Origin of the sequence: Maribacter sp. BPC-D8 (assembly GCF_035207705.1) — a bacterium.
Lineage (GTDB): Bacteria > Bacteroidota > Bacteroidia > Flavobacteriales > Flavobacteriaceae > Maribacter.
In genome coordinates this window covers 2,116,159-2,134,403 of the sequence record NZ_CP128187.1, presented here as the reverse complement: position 1 = coordinate 2,134,403, position 18,245 = coordinate 2,116,159, and the positions used below count along the sequence as shown (strand labels likewise).

Sequence of the window (18,245 nt, the reverse complement as noted above, 5' to 3'; positions counted from 1 at the left end):
CTCTAAAATAAGATACGATGAACAAATATTTTCTAACCATTATAATTACCGTAGCGGGACTCTTTATGGGCCATGCCCAGCAAGACGCCCAGTACACGCAGTACATGTACAATACGATATCGGTGAACCCTGCGTACGCAGGTTCCCGAGGAGTGTTGAGCATCGCCGCACTGCACCGTTCGCAGTGGGTAGGGCTTGATGGCGCACCGACAACGCAGACACTGAACTTCCACACTCCGGTATCCGACCATGTAGGTCTTGGCCTATCGGTGGTGAACGATGAGATCGGTAATGGTACCAATCAAGATACCTATATCGATGCCGCGTTCAGTTACACGGTAAAGACCTCAGATGAAGGGAAGCTTTCTTTCGGACTAAAAGCCGGCGGACACCTGTTCAACGTAGACTTTACGAAGCTACGTAACTACGGTGCGGAGACGAACCTGCCGAATATCGACAATAAATTCTCGCCTAATTTTGGAGCAGGAATCTATTACCATACGGATCAATTCTATGCAGGACTATCGGTACCGAACTTTTTACAGACCGAGCATTTCGACAATTCGGATACGAACAGTTCGAGCCTTATCGCACAAGAGCGTATGAACTTCTATTTGATCACGGGCTACGTGTTCGATCTAAAGAACAACGTAAAGTTTAAACCTGCTGCACTAATAAAGGCGGTAAAGGGAGCACCATTACAGATAGATCTTAGTGCGAACTTTTTGTTCAACGACAAGTTCTCTTTGGGAGCAGCGTACAGATGGGACGCGGCACTCAGCGCACTGTTCGGTTTTCAGCTGAACGACCAGTTCATGTTGGGTCTTGCATATGATAAGGAAACGACCGATCTTGGAGCTACAAGGTTCAACGACGGCTCTTTCGAGATTATGCTGAGATATGAATTTTTGAACAAGTACAAACGAGTGATCACCCCAAGATTCTTTTAATAAAAAACGACATGAAAAAAACAGGATATATTTTTTGTGGCTTGGCGGTAATGGCTATGATGGCGAACGCACAGGACAAGAAGATAAAAAAAGCGGATACAAAATTCACGAACTACGCCTATGCCTCTGCGATACAATCGTACGAGCAACTGGTAAAGGACGGGTATACCGAAGAAGAGGTATACAAGAATTTAGGCAACGCGAACTATTTGAACGCGAACTACGAAGAGGCATCGAGCTGGTACGGTAAACTGTTCGCACTTGAAGGAGCGGATATCGACCCGGAATATATGTACCGCTACGCACAGACACTAAAATCTTTAGAAAACTATACAGAATCCGACACTTGGATGAACAAGTTCAAGAGTGCAAAGGCGAACGATCAACGTGCCATCACTTTTGGAGAGAACCAAGATTACCTGGAACAGATCGAGGAACGCTCGGGCAGGTACGAACTGAAGAACATCGGGCTGAACTCGAAGGTATCGGACTTTGCACCCTCGTTCTATGAAAAAGGACTGGTGTTCTCCACGGCAAGAGACAGCGGACTGCTAACGAAGAACATCCATAAATGGAACAATGGTTCCTTTTTAAATCTATATAAAGCGGAACAGGACGACCAAGGTAACTTTACCGATGTGGACAAGCTATCGAAAAAGCTGAACAAAAAGACCCACGAATCTTCGACGGCATTTACCAAGGACGGACAGACGATGTATTTTACACGTAACAACTCCGATGACGGTAAGTTCGAAAGGGACGAAGAAGGAGTCAGTAGACTTAAGATATACAGGGCGACCAAAGAAAACGGCGAATGGAAAAATATCGAAGAACTGCCCTTTAACGGGGACAGCTATTCGGTAGCACACCCGACCTTGAACAATGACGAGACGAAGCTGTACTTCGCTTCCGATATGCCGGGTACGAAAGGGGAATCCGATATCTACGTGGTAGATATCAACAAGGACGGTACCTTCAGTACACCACTGAACTTGGGAGAACGAATCAATACCGAGGCAAGGGAGACCTTTCCGTTCGTGACCCAAAGCGATATTCTATACTTTTCATCCGATGGACACCCGGGACTAGGAGGACTTGATGTCTTCGCGACCGACCTGAAGAACGAAAGGGGAGAAGTGCTCAATGTAGGACGCCCTTTGAACGGGGAAGAGGATGACTTCTCGTACATCATCAACGAAGAGACCAAGAAAGGCTTTTTCGCATCGAACCGAAAAGGAGGACAAGGAAACGACGATATCTACAGCTTTGTAGAAATGACCCCGCTCGACTTCACCTGCCATACAAATATAACGGGAATCGTAAAGGATCAAAAAACCAATGCACTGTTAACAGATGCATCGGTAACGGTATATGACAAGGATAACAAGGTAGTATCAAGTTCACAGACCGATGCCAACGGAGCGTTCGAGATGGAAGGTAATTGCGCAGAGGGCAGTTATAAAGTAGTAGCGACCAAGCCCGATTATGAGGAAGGCAACAAGACCTTCATGACGGTAAAGGCGGAAGATGCCATGGGCATAGAAATCGTACTGGCACAGGTAGACCCATCGGCACCGATAGGTACCGACCTTGCGAAATACCTGAACATAGAACCGATCTACTTCGATTTTGATAAGTACTTCATCAGGGAAGATGCCAGGATCAGTATCAACAAGGTATTGGCATATTTGAACGAATACCCGACTGTAAACGTACAGGTACGTTCGCATACCGATTCAAGGGCTAATGATAGTTACAACATGCGATTATCGGCGAACAGGGCAAAGGCCACGGCTGATTACCTAATAGCAGCGGGTATCCCTAGCAACAGAATCTCATACGAAGGCTATGGCGAAACGGAACTTACAAACGGCTGTAGCAATGGTGTTCCATGTAGCAAAGAGAACCATCAACTGAACAGAAGATCAGAGTTTATTGTGGTAGAATAACCAACATAAATCAAATCATATTGAAAAGGGAAGGAGCTATGCTCCTTCCCTTTTTTTGTTACATAAGTATAAATATGATATTGGTCATATTTATGTAGGGTACTCAATAATACATTTGTTTAAATCTTAGATTGGTTATTTTAATTTGAATTAAAAGTCAAATACTTCATATTCATTGTTTAAACAATAAATATCTTAGGTGCTATTTTAAGATTTAGTTTGTAATAAGATCTTTCTGATGCTATAAAAATAGATTTTTCAGAAGAATCTACAGATCAATTATAATGGCAGAAAAACTTACAGATAGCGATCTCTTTCAAGGTATATTTGAATCTTCTGTAGAAGGTATTCTTGTTGTAAGCGAGAATGGTAGTATTATAAAAGCCAATTCTTCAGTTGAAAATATATTCGGTTATGAATCAGGAGAACTGAATAACAAAACGGTAGAAGATCTTATTCCTCATCAATTTAAAAAATCACACAAAAACCATAGAAAAGATTTTGCGAAAACACCTGCAAAAAGAGCAATGGGTAAAGGCGGTGATTTGTGGGGTATCAAAAAAGACGGTGCTAAAATACCTTTAGAAATAAGCTTAAGTCCAACTAAAATACGAGATAAAAATGTCGTCGTAGCGTTCATCATTGATATAACCGAAAGGACATTGGCTTTGAAAAAAGCAGCTGTCAATATAGAAAAAATGAATGAGGCTCAAAGTTTAGCCCATGTAGGTAGTTGGGTTTGGAACTTGCAGACAAATGAAAGAGAATGGTCTAATGAGTTTTATAGAATTTGTGGTTTGGAGCCAGGCGATGAAAGACTTACACCAGAAAATGCATCTGAATTTATTCACCCAGATGATCGTCAAGCTACTTTAGAAGCCGTAAACTATGCTATTGAAAATCATTCCTCATTTTCTTTAAAGAAAAGAATAGTTAGGGCCGATAAATCAATAAGATATATAATAGCCAATGGTAAAGCATCTTATGATGTCGATGGTTGTCCATTGCAGTGGTTTGGTACCATTCAAGATATTACAGAGCAAAGAGAAACCGAAAAGCAATTAGAAGATAATTTATCTAAAAATAAGGCATTGTTAGAGGCGCTGCCCGATATGATGTTTATACTAAATCATGATGGTGAACTTATAGATTGTTATACCACAGAACCAGAGAAACTGTTCGCTACACCTGCAACTTTAATAGGAGCTAATATAAAAGAAATATTACCGCATCATATTTATAATGAGGTACGTAGAGGAATGGATAAAACCATTGAGAGCGATGAGCTTCAGTTTATTGAATATGATTTTGAAGGAGAAACCGGTCGACAATTTTATGAAGGTCGTATTGTTCCCATGAACAAAAATCAAGTTTTAACTATTTTAAGAGATATTACTGAAGAAAAAGTAATAGAAAATGTGCTATATGTTCGTAATCGTGCCCTTGCAGTAACTGCTAATGGTATTATTATTTGTGATGCAAGAAAGAAAGATTTTCCCATTATTTATGGTAATGAAGCTTTTACAAAAACTACAGGTTATGAACAGGAAGATTTTATAGGAAAGAATTGTCGTTTTTTACAAGGTGAGGATAAAGGTCAGCCTGAAATTCAACTAATGTCCGATGCTGTTAAAAAGGGCATAGAATGCCGGGTAGTTTTAAGAAATTATAGAAAAGACGGGTCTTTGTTTTGGAATGAGATTAGTATAACTCCTATTTACAATTCTAAAAAAATATTGACTCATTTTGTAGGTATACAGAGCGATGTTACTGCCCATAAAGTTGAAGAGTTTTTCAAAATAGGTCAGTCTCATGTTATGGACATGATTATTCGGCACGAGCCCTTAAAAAGTATTGGCTATAAAATCATAGAAACTATAGAAACGGCTATACCTAATTGTAAAGGTTCTATTCTTTTGTTGAACAATGTTTCTGGTAAATTAGAAAAATTAGCAGCGCCAAGTCTTTCTGATAATTATACGACGGCAATTGAAAAAATGGTCATTGGTCCGGTTAATGGATCTAGTGGTACAGCTGCTTTTTTTAAGGAGGAGGTAATAGTTTCGGACACCATCAATGATCCATTATGGAAAGATTTTCAAGGATTGGTTGTAAAAGATAATATAAAGGCTTGTTGGTCTTTTCCGATATGTTCTTCTAACAAAGAGTTATTAGGAACTTTTGCAATTTATTTCCCCATCTCAAGAAAACCTCTTGATACAGAGAAAGAAATCATCAATATCATAACACAGGCAATAAGTGTGGCAATTGAACAGCATAATGGTAATGTTGCTTTATATGATAGTAGAAAAGAATTAGCCACCTACGCAGAAGCTTTAGAAAATAAAGTTAATGATCGTACGGTAGAGCTAAAAGATATGGTTCAGAAGTTAGTAGAATCTAATCTGAGCTTAGAAGAACAAATTCTATTTACAAAAGAAGCAGAGAATAATGCTATTGCTAGCCGTAAGCTTCTAGAATCTATTTTTATTAATTTTCCTGGTGGTTTTGTTGGTGTTGCAGATTTGGACCTTAAAATTTTATTACACGAAGGAGAAGATTTAGACATGCTTGATTTTAGAGAAAGTATTCATGTTGGTGATACTTTAGATGATTTAAAAGGAGTAGAAATTGAAGTTCGTGAAAAAGTTAAGGAAAAACTTCTTGAAACCTTAGAAGGAGAACATTGCTCTTTTGAATTAATAATAAAGGATAAAACTTATTTAGTAAATACGACACCGCTGTTCAATGAACTACAAGAGGTAGAGCAGGCCTTAATTGTATATAATAATATTACCGATCAGAAAAAGGTAGAAATAGATATTAGAAATACATTATCAAAAGAAAAAGAACTTAATGAATTAAAATCGCGCTTTATTTCAATGGCGTCACATGAGTTTAGAACACCCTTAAGTGCTATTCTTGCTGCTACAAACCTCATGGAAAGGCAAAATGGAGAAGGTCTTGAAGAAAAGAGATTAAAATATATAAGCAAGGTTAAAGTCAGTGTAAAAAACTTAGTATCTATTTTAAATGATTTTCTGTCACTTAGCAAGTTAGAAGAAGGCAAAGTAATAGCAATACCTACTTTATTTAATGTCGTTGAATTTTGTCAAACTTTAGTAGAAGAAATTCAAGGTATTAAAAAACAAGGTCAAGTAATTGAAATAGTGTACAGCCAACATCAAATAGAAGCAGGTTTAGATTTAAAATTATTAAGACATATTGTACATAATTTATTATCAAATGCTATTAAGTATTCTGATGAGAATAAAAGAATAACCTTAAAAATAGCTACCAAAAAATCGAAGCTTCTATTTGAAGTTATAGATCAAGGTATCGGAATTCCTGCTGAAGATCATGATTTTATGTTTCAGCGTTTTTATAGAGCAAATAATGCTGCAAATTATCAAGGTACCGGCTTAGGATTAAATATTGTTAAGCAATACGTGCTCTTAATGGAAGGTGATATAAGCTTTCAGAGTGAACTGAACAAGGGTACAACCTTTACTGTTGAACTCCCTTTAAATCTATTAGAAAATGAAAAAAGTACTACTTATTGAAGACAATCTAGATATTCGCGAAATGACCGCTGAACTTCTAGAACTTGAGCATTATGAAGTTATTACCGCAGAAAACGGTAAAATTGGTGTCGAAAAGGCAAAATCATTTATGCCAGATGTTATTCTCTGCGATATAATGATGCCTGAACTTGACGGTTATGGCGTTTTTAATGAATTAAGCGAAGATTCTAATACAGCCAGTATTCCTTTTATTTTCTTAACGGCTAAATCTGAAAAATCAGACTTAAGAAAAGGAATGACTTTAGGTGCAGATGATTATTTGACCAAACCTTTTGAAGCAGAAGATTTAATCGAAGCTATTGAGGCAAGGATTAAAAAGAGTTCTTTTTTACGTAAAGAGTTTTCTAGAAATACTAAAGGTATTAACGAGTTTATAAAAGAAGCTTCAAAATTTCAAGAATTAAAAGACCTTTCAGAAGATCGAGAACTCATTCACTTTAAAGCAAAAGAAGCCATTTTTTCTGAAGGCGGTATGGCTTATAACTTATATTTTATACAGCGTGGTGAAGTCAAAACATACAAGCACAACGAAAATGGTAAAGAGTATATAACGGGTATGTTTAAAGCAGGAGATTTTATTGGGCAGCTTTGTGTTTTAGGCAGCTCTGGCTTATATACAGAAACTGCTGTAGCACTTAGCAATTGTGAAGTATGTTGTATACCTAAAAAAGAATTTACACAGTTATTGTTCAATAATAAAGAGGTGTCGAACAAATTTATTGGTATGGTGTCTAATAACGTACTACATATGCAAGAGCAGTTAATGGGTATGGCTTTTGACACGGTTCGTAAAAGAGCAGCTACGGCATTATTAGAACTATATGATAAAGGTCTCGTAAAAGACGAAGATTTGGGTATAAGTATTTCAAGAGAAGATTTTGCAGGTTTAATTGGTACCGCTACTGAGACTGCCATACGTGTACTCTCTAGTTTTAAAGAGAAGGGAATAATTGAATTAGGAACTTCTAGGAGTATTATATTGGCAGATAGAAAACAACTGCAACAAGTGGCAGATTTTGGATAAAATTGACCTTTTTAATTCTTTAAAATTTTATAATTAAAAATTAATATATTTTTTAGTGTACTGACGTAGGTCAGTCCTATTCAGAGTGTGTACTTGTAATTTAGCTATAGAGAATGACCAATTTAAAATTTGATGTCTCTAAATAGTTAGCATAATGAATATCCCACAGTCAGAATTAAAAAAAACTTTTCTAAACTCCTATACTAATTTTTCAGAATTAGAAAATGCATTATTAGCAATTCGTGAAATGAATGATAATGGCATTGGTATTTCTGTAATCGGTAATGCGAACGATATTGATGTTGCTCATCAATCTGCATTACATAAAAATGACATTCAAAAATTGCTAAAAAAAATAGTAGGAGAAGAAACGGAATTTGATTCGTTCTATAATCGCGAATTAGGTCATTTGTTTGTCTCCGGATTTTTAGTTTCAACATTTCTTAATCCCGTAGGTAAAAGTAATATAGGTATTCTCTCTGGCGGACCTTATGGTGTTTTAAGAGGATTTGGCATAAGTGAGCAACACGCAGCTGAAAGCGTTAAAAATCTTAGCAATGGTGACTACCTACTTGTCATTAGAGGAAATAACAGCGCTGTTGAGAAAATAGCATCAATATTGGTTGATTAAATAAAGACTCTTCATTTTAGCAATACCAAAGGTCTTTCTCTTACCCATAACAACTAATCCAATTATTCTATATTTTTTTTGTTAGACTGACTTAGGTCATGGTATTCTTTTACATATATCCGCATTTTTATATGGTATTTAAATAAAAGATATAAAATGGACACGCTTGAGTATTATGAAAGTAAGAAAGAATTTAATGTATTTGTAGCAAGTACATATTCAGATTTAGCTCTTTTTAAGGAACAGGACGAGCGAGCTTTATTTAATGATTTATTACTTAATGATCTTTATCAAGTAAAAAAATATACTTCTAAAAGATTGATTATAGCATTATCAAAAGGGACGCTACCTAAAGGTAAATATAAAGTTGATGATTTTATAGATCAGCTTTTTATAGTTGTTTTTGATGATTTTAATCAAATTCAAACTGCAGAAAACTTACATCCTTGGTTGTTTAAAAAAGTAGACGAACTTTTAGAAGAAAGTATAGTAGATGAAGAATTTGATGATAATTTTCTTAAGAATATTGACGACTATTCTAAACCTGAATGGGATGAAATGGAAGAGAAATTTAGCACAGATGCAGGTGGTGATTTGGTCATGATAGATGAACTAGATGATATTTCTTACCCAAAGAATGATTATGTGTTAAACCATGTTTTTGTAGAAAATGACCAGAAAGAATTCTTTGAGAAGTTAGATAAAGATTTGAGTGACGAAAGCAAGAGAAAGCATACTAACATGGTATTGTATTATTTGCCATTACCTGTGCGTGCTGTGTTCGAATTGGCAGCTGAATATCAATTCTCACTTACTGATATTGCAACTATTAGAAATCAGAGTTTAGAAGAAGTAAAAGAGCTATTAGAAATAGCTAGAAAAACTATAGAAGCTAGTTTTATAAATCGATTTAATACGAAAGATTAAGTTGGGTCTGATCTAAACGCTTACTACTTATAAGAAAATTAAAAGATTATTAAACTTTATGATTAACATTATGAAAACAAAAACAACAAATCCGAAGGCAGAATTATTACTAGGTGCAGGTTTAGATGTACTTCATTTTGAAAGTGAAGAATGGCTTAGTAACATAGCATTTTATAAATATGAAACTACATTTTTTGCTGACTTGTTAGAAAAAAACAAACCGAAAGATGATGCGCAAAAATCGTTTGGTAAAATACTTAAAGACTTAGATAAGGTACATTCAGAATTGTTCGGCTATCTAGCACATGATATTATAGAGCATGAAAAAGTATTATCATATTTAGAAATGGGTGAACGAGGTCTTTCTGATTCTGATTACAGAGAAAAGCATCGTCAGCTAAAGGCACGATTGGAAAGCTTTACAAGCAATTTTCGTCAGTTTAAACTTATGGTTTTTGATTATGTAAAAAGTCTTTAGTTTCTAATTTTTGGGTGATAACTATTCTGAATTTTGCAATTAATTCAGCGTAGTTGTTACCCTTATTTATACAAGCAGATTTACTTTAAAAATGTTTCTGCTATATCTTCAATTAATTCTTTCAACACTTAAAACTGGTTCTATTATGCAAGTCTCAATATATAAGTTAGAACACCAATATGCAGACAGTATCACTAATTTTATGGATTTCTATTATGGGTTACGATTGTATTATTTTGCAAGCGACCTGCTGTATGACGGACTTTCACCTAAACAAATTAGTGAGGCTGTTACAAAAGCTATGAATGTAGCTAAGTATGCCAAATTAAATTTAAAAGAACATTTTAAACCGGTTTTCAGTAGTATGGATAATGAGGTTATAAGTGATTGTAAACTGTCTCGATTAGGGTATGGTCTCGTATTAATGAATGCAGAAACCAAATTATTAGTAGTGGGTAAGTGGCAACTTAAAGTATTAGAGCGCTTTTTAGATGGTGATCATATTCATTAGAAATATTCTCAATTGTAATCTAAAAAAAAGTTTTACATTCTTTAAATTTTAAGAATGAAATACTTTATGTCTTATAAGAAGTGTATTCTAAGATTTTACCTGCTTAAGAAATTCTTGCTCATATATCATTTCGCGTTTTTTTACTCTTGGTGTTTAATATTATTTTGGAGTAAATTCGAATCTTCTATGGTTATATTTCATTTGCCATTAAACGCTGTATTAAAATAAAAAGCATGAAAAAATATTTATTAATCACCTTTGGTTTATTTGTATTTAGCCAAAGCAACTACGCACAAACAAAATTTGATGTTGTTGTAGAAAAAAAGATAGACTCCTTAATGGAACTAATGACTCTTGAGGAAAAGGTTGGTCAAATGAACCAGTATAATGGGTTCTGGAACGTTACAGGCCCTGTGCCTGAAGAAGGTGATGCCTCTAGTAAATATGAGCATCTTAAAAATGGTTGGGTAGGTTCTATGTTAAACGTTACGGGCGTAAAAGAGGTTCGTAAAGTACAGAAGATAGTCGTAGAAGAATCACGATTGGGTATTCCTTTAATCATCGGTTTTGATGTTATACATGGGTATAGAACCCAAAGTCCTGTTCCATTGGCAGAATCTGCTAGTTGGGATATGGCTGCTATAAAAGCATCTGCAGCAATGGCTGCCGATGAAGCATCTGCAACTGGTATTAACTGGACATTTGCCCCAATGGTAGATATATCTAGAGATGCCCGTTGGGGTAGGGTTATGGAAGGTGCAGGGGAAGACCCATATTTAGGTAGTCAAATTGCAAAAGCAAGAATTACAGGGTTTCAGGGTGATGACCTTTCTGCCCCCAATACCATCGCTGCAACAGCCAAACATTTTGCAGGTTATGGTTTTTCAGAAGCAGGTAGAGATTACAATACTGTAGATGTGGGTACTTCAACATTGTACAATACTATCTTTCCTCCGTTTATGGCAGCGATAGAGGCTGATGTAAAAACTTTCATGAATTCATTTAATGTAATTAATGGCATACCGGCTACTGGTAATTCCTTTTTACAACGGGATGTTTTAAAAGGGGAATGGGACTATAAAGGCTTTGTAGTTTCTGACTGGGGTTCTATGACCGAAATGGTTGCTCATGGGTATTCTAAAGACGGTAAAGCAGCTGCAGAAAGTGCGGCAAATGCAGGTAGTGATATGGATATGGAATCTTATTTATACGTCAAGCATTTAAAAGATTTGGTAAATGAGGAAAAAGTTTCTGTTGATAAAATTGATGATGCCGTAAGAAGAATTTTAAGGGTAAAATATGAACTAGGTCTTTTCGACGATCCTTATAAATATTGTAATGAAGAGCGAGAAAAAGCGGTTATCGGAAGCGACAAAAACAAAGCCATAGCTTTAGATATGGCAGAAAAATCTATTGTACTTCTTAAAAATGAAAATCAATTGTTGCCTTTAAAAAAGAAAGGAATGAATATAGCGGTTATCGGTCCGTTAGCAGCTGACAAGAATAGCCCGTTAGGAGGTTGGCGGCTTGCCGCGGAAGATAATTCTGCAGTATCGGTTATGGAAGGTTTAAAGAAATACAAAGGAAATAAATTATACCATGAAAAAGGAGTAGAATTTGTAAAGGGTAAAGAAGCATTTGTCTTTGAACTTGATATAAACACTACAGATAGATCTGGTATTGCTGAGGCTGTAGCAGTTGCTAAAAATAAAGATGTAGTCGTCATGGTATTAGGAGAGCATGGTTTTCAGTCTGGCGAGGGTAGAAGTAGAGCTAGTTTAGATTTACCTGGTTTACAGCAAGAATTATTAGAAGCGGTGTATGCTGTAAATAAGAATATAGTTTTGGTTTTAATGAACGGAAGACCGCTAGCTATAAATTGGGCAGATGAAAATATACCTGCCATAGTAGAAGCTTGGCAATTGGGTTCAACTAGTGGCGATGCTATTGCTAAAGTACTTTATGGCGATTATAACCCAAGTGGTAAATTGCCTATGACTTTTCCTAGAAACGTGGGTCAGGTACCATTGTATTATAATTATTTAAGTACGGGTAGACCTACTAACCCTGGTAATGACCTTGTTTTTTGGACGCACTATTCAGATGAAGTAAACACGCCTCTATATGAATTTGGTTACGGATTAAGTTATACCTCATTTACCTATGATAATTTAAAGTTGAGTGCAGAATCACTAAGAAAAACAGGCAATTTGCAGGTTAGTTTTGATTTATCTAACACCGGAAAATACGAGGGTAAAGAAGTTGCTCAGCTATACATACAAGATTTATTTGCCAGTAGAGCTAGACCAGTAAAAGAATTGAAAGATTTTAAAATGGTTTCTCTAAAACCAGACGAGACTAAAAAGGTGAGTTTTACTATTTCTGCGAAGACCCTAGAATTCTATTCTGCAAATAATAAATGGGAAGCTGAGACAGGTGATTTTAAAGTCTTTGTTGGCGGAAGTTCTGCCACCAAATTGGAGTCCGGTTTTATATTGAAGGACTAAATAAAAAGCTTCTAATTTTCAGTGTCTGAAAATTAGAAGCTTTTTTATAAACTAATAAGTGGTTTTAAAATCCATTTGTAATGAAAACTATGCTAAATGTGATCTAAGCATCCAAGCAGTTTTCTCGTGTTGTTCCATTAAGCCAGTAATATAATCGCTTATACCTTCAGCCTTCCATTTGTCGGCTATTGGTGCGATTTCTTCTCGTATAAAAATTATGATACTTTCATGGTCTTCTAATAACTCTGCAAAGATGCTTTGGCTATCATTTTTACCTTTTGTTTTTTCGGTAAGATGAGTCAATTGAGAATAATCTTTTAACGTTGCAGGAACATAATGACCTATAGCACGTATTTTTTCAGCTACGGTATCAACAACCTCTTGTTGCTCTTCATACAAGGTTTCTAAATAAAGATGTACAGAATGAAAATCAGGACCTTCTATATTCCAATGAAAGTTTAATGTTTTTGAATAGAGTACAAATTCATCTGCTAATATTTTTGCTAGCTGATCTGCGATTTCTTGTCTGTTTTCTGCTGAGATTCCTATGTTCGGTGTTTTCATTTTTATAAGTTTTTTTAAATAATATACCAAAGGTATTCAGATTCAAAAACGATTAAACTGATACAAATCATGTTATCGTTTTTTAAGAAAACTTTACAATTGCAGTACTAGCCGAAGAAAAGGCTAAGCTTAATTTGTGCAGAAACCGGAAACGGGAATATGCTTTAAATGAGGTTTTTAGCTGTCAGTATTAGCTAAAGCCTGTGTAATTTCTTTTACAGTTTGGCGAGCTGTTTTACCCACGCCGTAAATTGTGGCAGAGGCAAAACCTGTCCAATTACCATAACCCACAAGCCATAGATTGGGTTCTTTTGTTGAGCGGGTATTTGTAGTTTCTACTTTATTGTTTTCGACAACAGCTAAAGGTTCTAGGTGTTTTAAATTTGCCTTAAAACCGGTACACCAGATAACAGCATCAAACTGTTCTTTGGTACCGTCTTGCCAGATAACACCATGTTCATAAAATTCTTTGAACGGGCGAACGGCATGAAGCACATTTCTGCTTCGTGCTTCTTTTACACTGGCTACCATAACAATATTAGCTAGGGAAATACTATGGTTTTTCTCGGATGTGTCTTTTGGTTTACCTAGAAATTTTTGAGTTGCTTCATTAAAAAGGTAGCGCCCATCAATATCATCAGGTAGAAATTGCGGTTCTTTTAATGTTACCCATTGAGTGTTTGTCACTTTTGATACTTCTGCTAATATTTGTGCTCCAGAATTTCCTCCACCTATAATCAAGGTTTTTTTCTCTTTGAAAATATCCGGATTCTTATAATCCGCAGAATGCATTTGTATACCAGAGAATGTAGTGCTTTTTGTGTAATCGGGTATAAACGGATTTTCTGCCGTCCCAGTAGCGCTTACTAATGCTTTTGAATAGAAAACACCTTTGCTGGTTTCGGTTTTGAAGAGTCCATTTTCTTTTTCGACTTTGAAAACTTCGGTTTGCCTTTGAACAGTAAAACCGTATCGTTTTTCATAGGCTGATACATAGTCTATAAATTCTGATTTGGTCGGATATTCCGCATCACTTTTAGACATCGCCCAACCAGATAAGGAACTATAGGTTGAAGGTGAAAATAATTTTAAACTATCCCAGGTTTTTAACCAAGAACCGCCAGCTTCTTTTTGATTATCCAATATCAGGTAGCTCAAAGAGCTTCTTCTCAAAAAATAGCCAACGGATAACCCTGCTTGTCCGCCACCTATAATTATGATATCGTATATTTTCAAACCAAATAATTTTTAAGATTTCACTTATTACAGCAAATCTAAAAACTATCCTATTGGTTAAAAACCAATGGGATAGTTTTTGCTATACTTACAAGATAAGTAAACTGCTTTAAAAATTAATGCGTAAGCTCTTTTGCCCAGCCTTTAATTTTATCTAACTGTTCGGTGAAAAAAGAATCATGCTGCTCTTCACCTTCTACTCCTTCAGGTAATATATGCTCAAAATAGGTGTCTTTTAGCACGCGTTTTAAAACACTTTCTCCGGGGAATGGTTTGTAATCGTTTATAGCCTTAGCTGCTTTTAGTAACTGACGAATATCATACTGACCAGCAGCAATATCGGGTACTTGCTTATTAAGATTCAATAGTTTGTAAACAGCGGTTCTAGCAGTTCTAACCGAAGTTTCTACCGTAAACACAACGTCATTGTTGGTTTCAACAAACTGCCCTACAAGTCCTAAATTTTTACAACCCTCTGGTACTATTTCTGGTCTGTCTCCTGTTGCTCTAGGCATAAACATAGAAGTTATGTATGGCATAAAACTAGTTTTAACAATGGTGTTTTTAATAATGCTACCAATTTCATCTTCTAGACCAATATGAAAACACAATTCAGCTAATATTTCATTACCTGTACTTTGTGGCATTGTTTTTCTAGTGTAATTACCGTCTTTATGCATATACAAGGCATACACCCAGATTACCAAAACATCATCTGGTTGATCAGGAAAATGGGGTTGACGATTAATTGTAAAGCTCATTAACCAGTTAGAATCGGTGATAGATACAATTCCGCCAGTGGCTGCTTTCCCAGAATATGGATCGTTTACACAGTATTCCTTAATTTTCTCAGTTAAAGCAGAAGGGCGACAAGTTAATGTAGCAGACTCCCAAGAAGATTTTTCAATAGAACCACAGAATTTTTCTGGGTTACCAAATACAGTAGATTTTGCTGCTAGGTTTTTCCATAACAACCAACCAGAACTCTTACCACTTGTGGTGTTATCAATTGCTTTAATAGGTGCATTTGTATTATCGCCGTAATGTGTGTCTTCGGTCATGGAAGCCGTGGTAACAATTACAAAATCGTTTTGAGTTACGGGAATAGTAACTTCTTTACCTTCTTGTTGGGTGATAATGCCTTTAACAACTTTACCTTCAGTATTGATCTGTACATCTAAATCTTTAACCAAGGTGTTGAACTCTATTTTAACACCTTTAGATTTTAAATGATCGGTCAATGGTTTTACGAAAGTATCATACTGATTGTATTTTGGAAACACCAAACAAGACAGGTCTTTAAAACCATCTATAAGATGCAAGAAACGGTGCATGTATAATTTGCATTCTAGTAAACTATGCCAGTTTTCAAAAGCGAACATGGTACGGAATAAAATCCAAAATTTACTGGTTAGAAAAGAGTTGCTGAAATAACTTTCAACGGTCATATCATCTAAATCTTCTTTCTTTTTCAGTAAAAGCTTTACAATAGCTAGTTGATCTAATTTGTCTAAATCAAACTTGCTAAAATCTCTTACTTCTCCATTATTATGAATTAACCTAGCTTTTGAATAATTAGGGTCATTATCATTCAATAAACGAAATTCGTCTAAAACACTATATGGTTTTGGCATTTCTAAAGCAGGAATATCTTGAAAAATATCCCATAGATTCTCATAAGTCATTTCCATTTCTCTACCACCTCTTACAATGTAACCGTCTTTAGCATTACCTGAGCCGTCAAGAGAACCACCTTCTACAGCTACTTTATCAAGAAAAACAATGTTTTTTCCGGGAATGTGCCCGTCACGTATAAAGTAATATGCAGCAGATAGACCCGCAATACCGGTGCCTACAATGTAAACCTTACTGTCTTTAAAAGATTTAGAGGGTATACCTTTATTACGTTGATAGTTACCGGTAAGATCAGCAAAAGGCATAGGTTGATCTTTAGAATTATGTACTACTTCTTTGTTTGCATCTGGGGCGTGATTTACATGCCCTGGGAATTGCGATGCGTTTAATACTTTATCGAATTTCTCTGTTATTTTTCCCATGGTTTCTAACTTTATTTTTAATTATGATACATCATTAGTTTATACTGAAACACCCTAATGATTGCATTAAGGTGTTTTGTGAAAATGTCTTATAGATTTTTACCAATTTTTTTAAGATTAATTCCAAGAAAAACTCTAAAAATACCAGCTGTTATCAAAGCGAAAGCAGTCATGTAAACAATGCTTAAGCCTGCTAAAATTGGATTAAACAAGAGTAAAAATGAAAACAAGAGCGTAATAACACTCCAAAACAACAACCAGCCCCAACCTAGTGTTCCGAACGATTTTAGCTGAAAAGAGAGACCAATAGATAACATACTTTGAAAAAGTAACCAAAAGCCAATATAGAGTGGTAAAATAGCCATGGTCATCATTGGGTGGGTGATGAGTAATATGCCGATTAATAGATCTAATACACCACCAGACAAATACCAGCCCCAATCTTTCATGTCACTTTTATTGGTAACGGCAAAAGCAATTTGAAATATACCAGAAATCAAGATGAAGGTGCTAAATATAATACTTAGCGATATGTAACTTTCTAGAGGAGTTTGCATAACCCACACTCCAATACCAACATATAGAATACCTACTAATATGGATATCCACCAGTTTTTTACAGCCTTTTGAGCTGAATCTAATATTGTGTTCATAATTCTCGTTTTACGATTTTTATATTTATTCCTCTTAACTCTTAGAGTTTCAATCAATATTCAAATGTATTGTAAGACGTTGTAGCATAGGATGACCTAGGTCAGGTGCAAGAAAAAATCTATTATTTTTTTGATTTTAAACTTTGCTATGGCAATGAGACTAGTATTTTTAATAGTATAAATCTGCTATTGAGATATTTCTGAACAGTAGTTGTAGTTGATTTTTTGCATGATAAAGTAATTAGCATAGCATGAAAGTGATCTATTAATTCTACAAAAAAAGCACCTTATTAATTTCTGCAATAGAAACTAATAACGTGCTTTTTTCAAACCTTTTTAGTTAAGATTGCTGAACACAACCCTTACTATGTTGTTTTACATATATTTTGATAAAAACTTAAAGAACTCTTTTTTGAGATCAATATAAATCTGTCTTTCAGCTTCCATTTTATTTCGAACATCCATGTGCGTGTTCGTCATTGTTATATCTAATGAAGATTCATGATTTGCGATATTCAATTCATGCTTTTCAATAGCCTCTTGTAAATCTTCGATAACATTACCATGAAGAATAAATTCATTTTGATAATGTTCAAGTTGCTTTAGTACGTCTTTATCTGTCCAACGAGCTGCTAGTTCGCCTAATCTGTCATTGAATGTTTTTAATTCATCATTCCAAAAGGCTAGCTCAGACTCCCATTGTTTGTGTTCAAAATGTAAATCTGAATTGTTAATTGTTGCTTTCATAATACTATATTTTAATTAGTCTTCTAATACTATAAATTGATTTAATGCTTCTAGGGCTTCACAACCATACATAAGAGCAGGTCCGCCACCCATCATTACAGCAACACCTATAGTCTCTATAATTTCTTCAGAACTAGCGCCGGCTTTTATCGCGTCATGTACATGAAATGCAATACAACCATCGCAACGAACTGTAATAGCAATACCTAAAGCAATAAGCTCTTTAGTTTTAGAAGTCAATACACCTTCAGCTGTGCTAGCCTTGTGCAAGCTATTGAAACCACCTATAGTTTCAGGTATTTTTTCACCTAGTTCCCCTATTAAATGAACTAGATCATTATAATGTTTAGAATGGTCTTTTATCATGATTCAATATTTTAGAAATTAAACTAGTTCAAAATTATTTTAAATCTTTAGGCTTGAATAT

15 protein-coding genes are annotated in these 18,245 nt (G+C 35.3%); 9 read left to right on the top strand and 6 right to left on the bottom strand.

Annotated features, from left to right (window positions below; all coding sequences use genetic code 11):
- Positions 1 to 17 precede the first annotated feature (17 nt).
- From QSV08_RS09575 to bglX, 9 genes are all read left to right on the top strand, one after another.
- Complete coding sequence (locus QSV08_RS09575; protein ID WP_324028155.1) at positions 18 to 950, top strand: type IX secretion system membrane protein PorP/SprF; 933 nt, start codon at positions 18 to 20, stop codon at positions 948 to 950.
- An 11-nt stretch (positions 951 to 961) separates the two neighbouring features.
- Positions 962 to 2,899, top strand: a complete 1,938-nt coding sequence (locus tag QSV08_RS09570) for an OmpA family protein (protein WP_324028154.1) — start codon at positions 962 to 964, stop codon at positions 2,897 to 2,899.
- Between the two features lie 284 nt (positions 2,900 to 3,183).
- Positions 3,184 to 6,462 (top strand): PAS domain S-box protein, encoded by a 3,279-nt coding sequence (locus tag QSV08_RS09565; RefSeq protein ID WP_324028153.1) that lies wholly within the window; start codon positions 3,184 to 3,186, stop codon positions 6,460 to 6,462.
- Positions 6,440 to 7,507: a response regulator gene (locus QSV08_RS09560; protein WP_324028152.1), complete on the top strand. Its 1,068-nt coding sequence runs from the start codon at positions 6,440 to 6,442 to the stop codon at positions 7,505 to 7,507. The genes QSV08_RS09565 and QSV08_RS09560 overlap by 23 nt, the downstream gene beginning before the upstream one ends.
- 154 nt (positions 7,508 to 7,661) lie before the next feature.
- Positions 7,662 to 8,138 carry a hypothetical protein gene (locus tag QSV08_RS09555; protein ID WP_324028151.1) on the top strand — a complete coding sequence of 159 codons (477 nt, stop codon included), beginning with the start codon at positions 7,662 to 7,664 and terminating at the stop codon, positions 8,136 to 8,138.
- Positions 8,139 to 8,294: 156 nt separating this feature from the next.
- Positions 8,295 to 9,065 carry a sigma-70 family RNA polymerase sigma factor gene (locus QSV08_RS09550; RefSeq protein ID WP_324028150.1) on the top strand — a complete coding sequence of 257 codons (771 nt, stop codon included), beginning with the start codon at positions 8,295 to 8,297 and terminating at the stop codon, positions 9,063 to 9,065.
- Between the two features lie 70 nt (positions 9,066 to 9,135).
- On the top strand, positions 9,136 to 9,543 hold the full coding sequence (locus QSV08_RS09545; protein WP_324028149.1) for a hypothetical protein: 408 nt from the start codon (positions 9,136 to 9,138) through the stop codon (positions 9,541 to 9,543).
- 145 nt (positions 9,544 to 9,688) lie between these two features.
- A complete protein-coding gene (locus tag QSV08_RS09540; RefSeq protein WP_324028148.1) occupies positions 9,689 to 10,054 on the top strand; it encodes a hypothetical protein in 366 nt (121 codons plus the stop codon).
- Positions 10,055 to 10,287: 233 nt separating this feature from the next.
- Positions 10,288 to 12,561, top strand: coding sequence for a beta-glucosidase BglX (gene bglX / locus QSV08_RS09535; protein WP_324028147.1), 2,274 nt, complete (start codon positions 10,288 to 10,290; stop codon positions 12,559 to 12,561).
- Between the two features lie 87 nt (positions 12,562 to 12,648).
- On the opposite strand, the gene QSV08_RS09530 is transcribed toward bglX, so the two are convergent.
- From QSV08_RS09530 to QSV08_RS09505, 6 genes are all read right to left on the bottom strand, one after another.
- The gene (locus QSV08_RS09530) at positions 12,649 to 13,125 is read right to left on the bottom strand and encodes a Dps family protein (RefSeq protein ID WP_324028146.1); all 477 of its coding nucleotides are present in this window, start codon (positions 13,123 to 13,125) and stop codon (positions 12,649 to 12,651) included.
- 177 nt (positions 13,126 to 13,302) lie between these two features.
- On the bottom strand, positions 13,303 to 14,361 hold the full coding sequence (locus QSV08_RS09525) for an ArsO family NAD(P)H-dependent flavin-containing monooxygenase (RefSeq protein ID WP_324028145.1): 1,059 nt from the start codon (positions 14,359 to 14,361) through the stop codon (positions 13,303 to 13,305).
- A 116-nt stretch (positions 14,362 to 14,477) separates the two neighbouring features.
- Entirely contained in the window at positions 14,478 to 16,418 is a 1,941-nt protein-coding gene (locus tag QSV08_RS09520) for an oleate hydratase (protein ID WP_324028144.1), read from the bottom strand.
- 89 nt (positions 16,419 to 16,507) lie between these two features.
- Positions 16,508 to 17,071 (bottom strand): HdeD family acid-resistance protein, encoded by a 564-nt coding sequence (locus QSV08_RS09515; protein WP_324028143.1) that lies wholly within the window; start codon positions 17,069 to 17,071, stop codon positions 16,508 to 16,510.
- A 375-nt stretch (positions 17,072 to 17,446) separates the two neighbouring features.
- On the bottom strand, positions 17,447 to 17,818 hold the full coding sequence (locus QSV08_RS09510) for a hypothetical protein (protein WP_324028142.1): 372 nt from the start codon (positions 17,816 to 17,818) through the stop codon (positions 17,447 to 17,449).
- 15 nt (positions 17,819 to 17,833) lie between these two features.
- Positions 17,834 to 18,184, bottom strand: coding sequence for a carboxymuconolactone decarboxylase family protein (locus tag QSV08_RS09505; RefSeq protein ID WP_324028141.1), 351 nt, complete (start codon positions 18,182 to 18,184; stop codon positions 17,834 to 17,836).
- Positions 18,185 to 18,245: the final 61 nt, after the last annotated feature.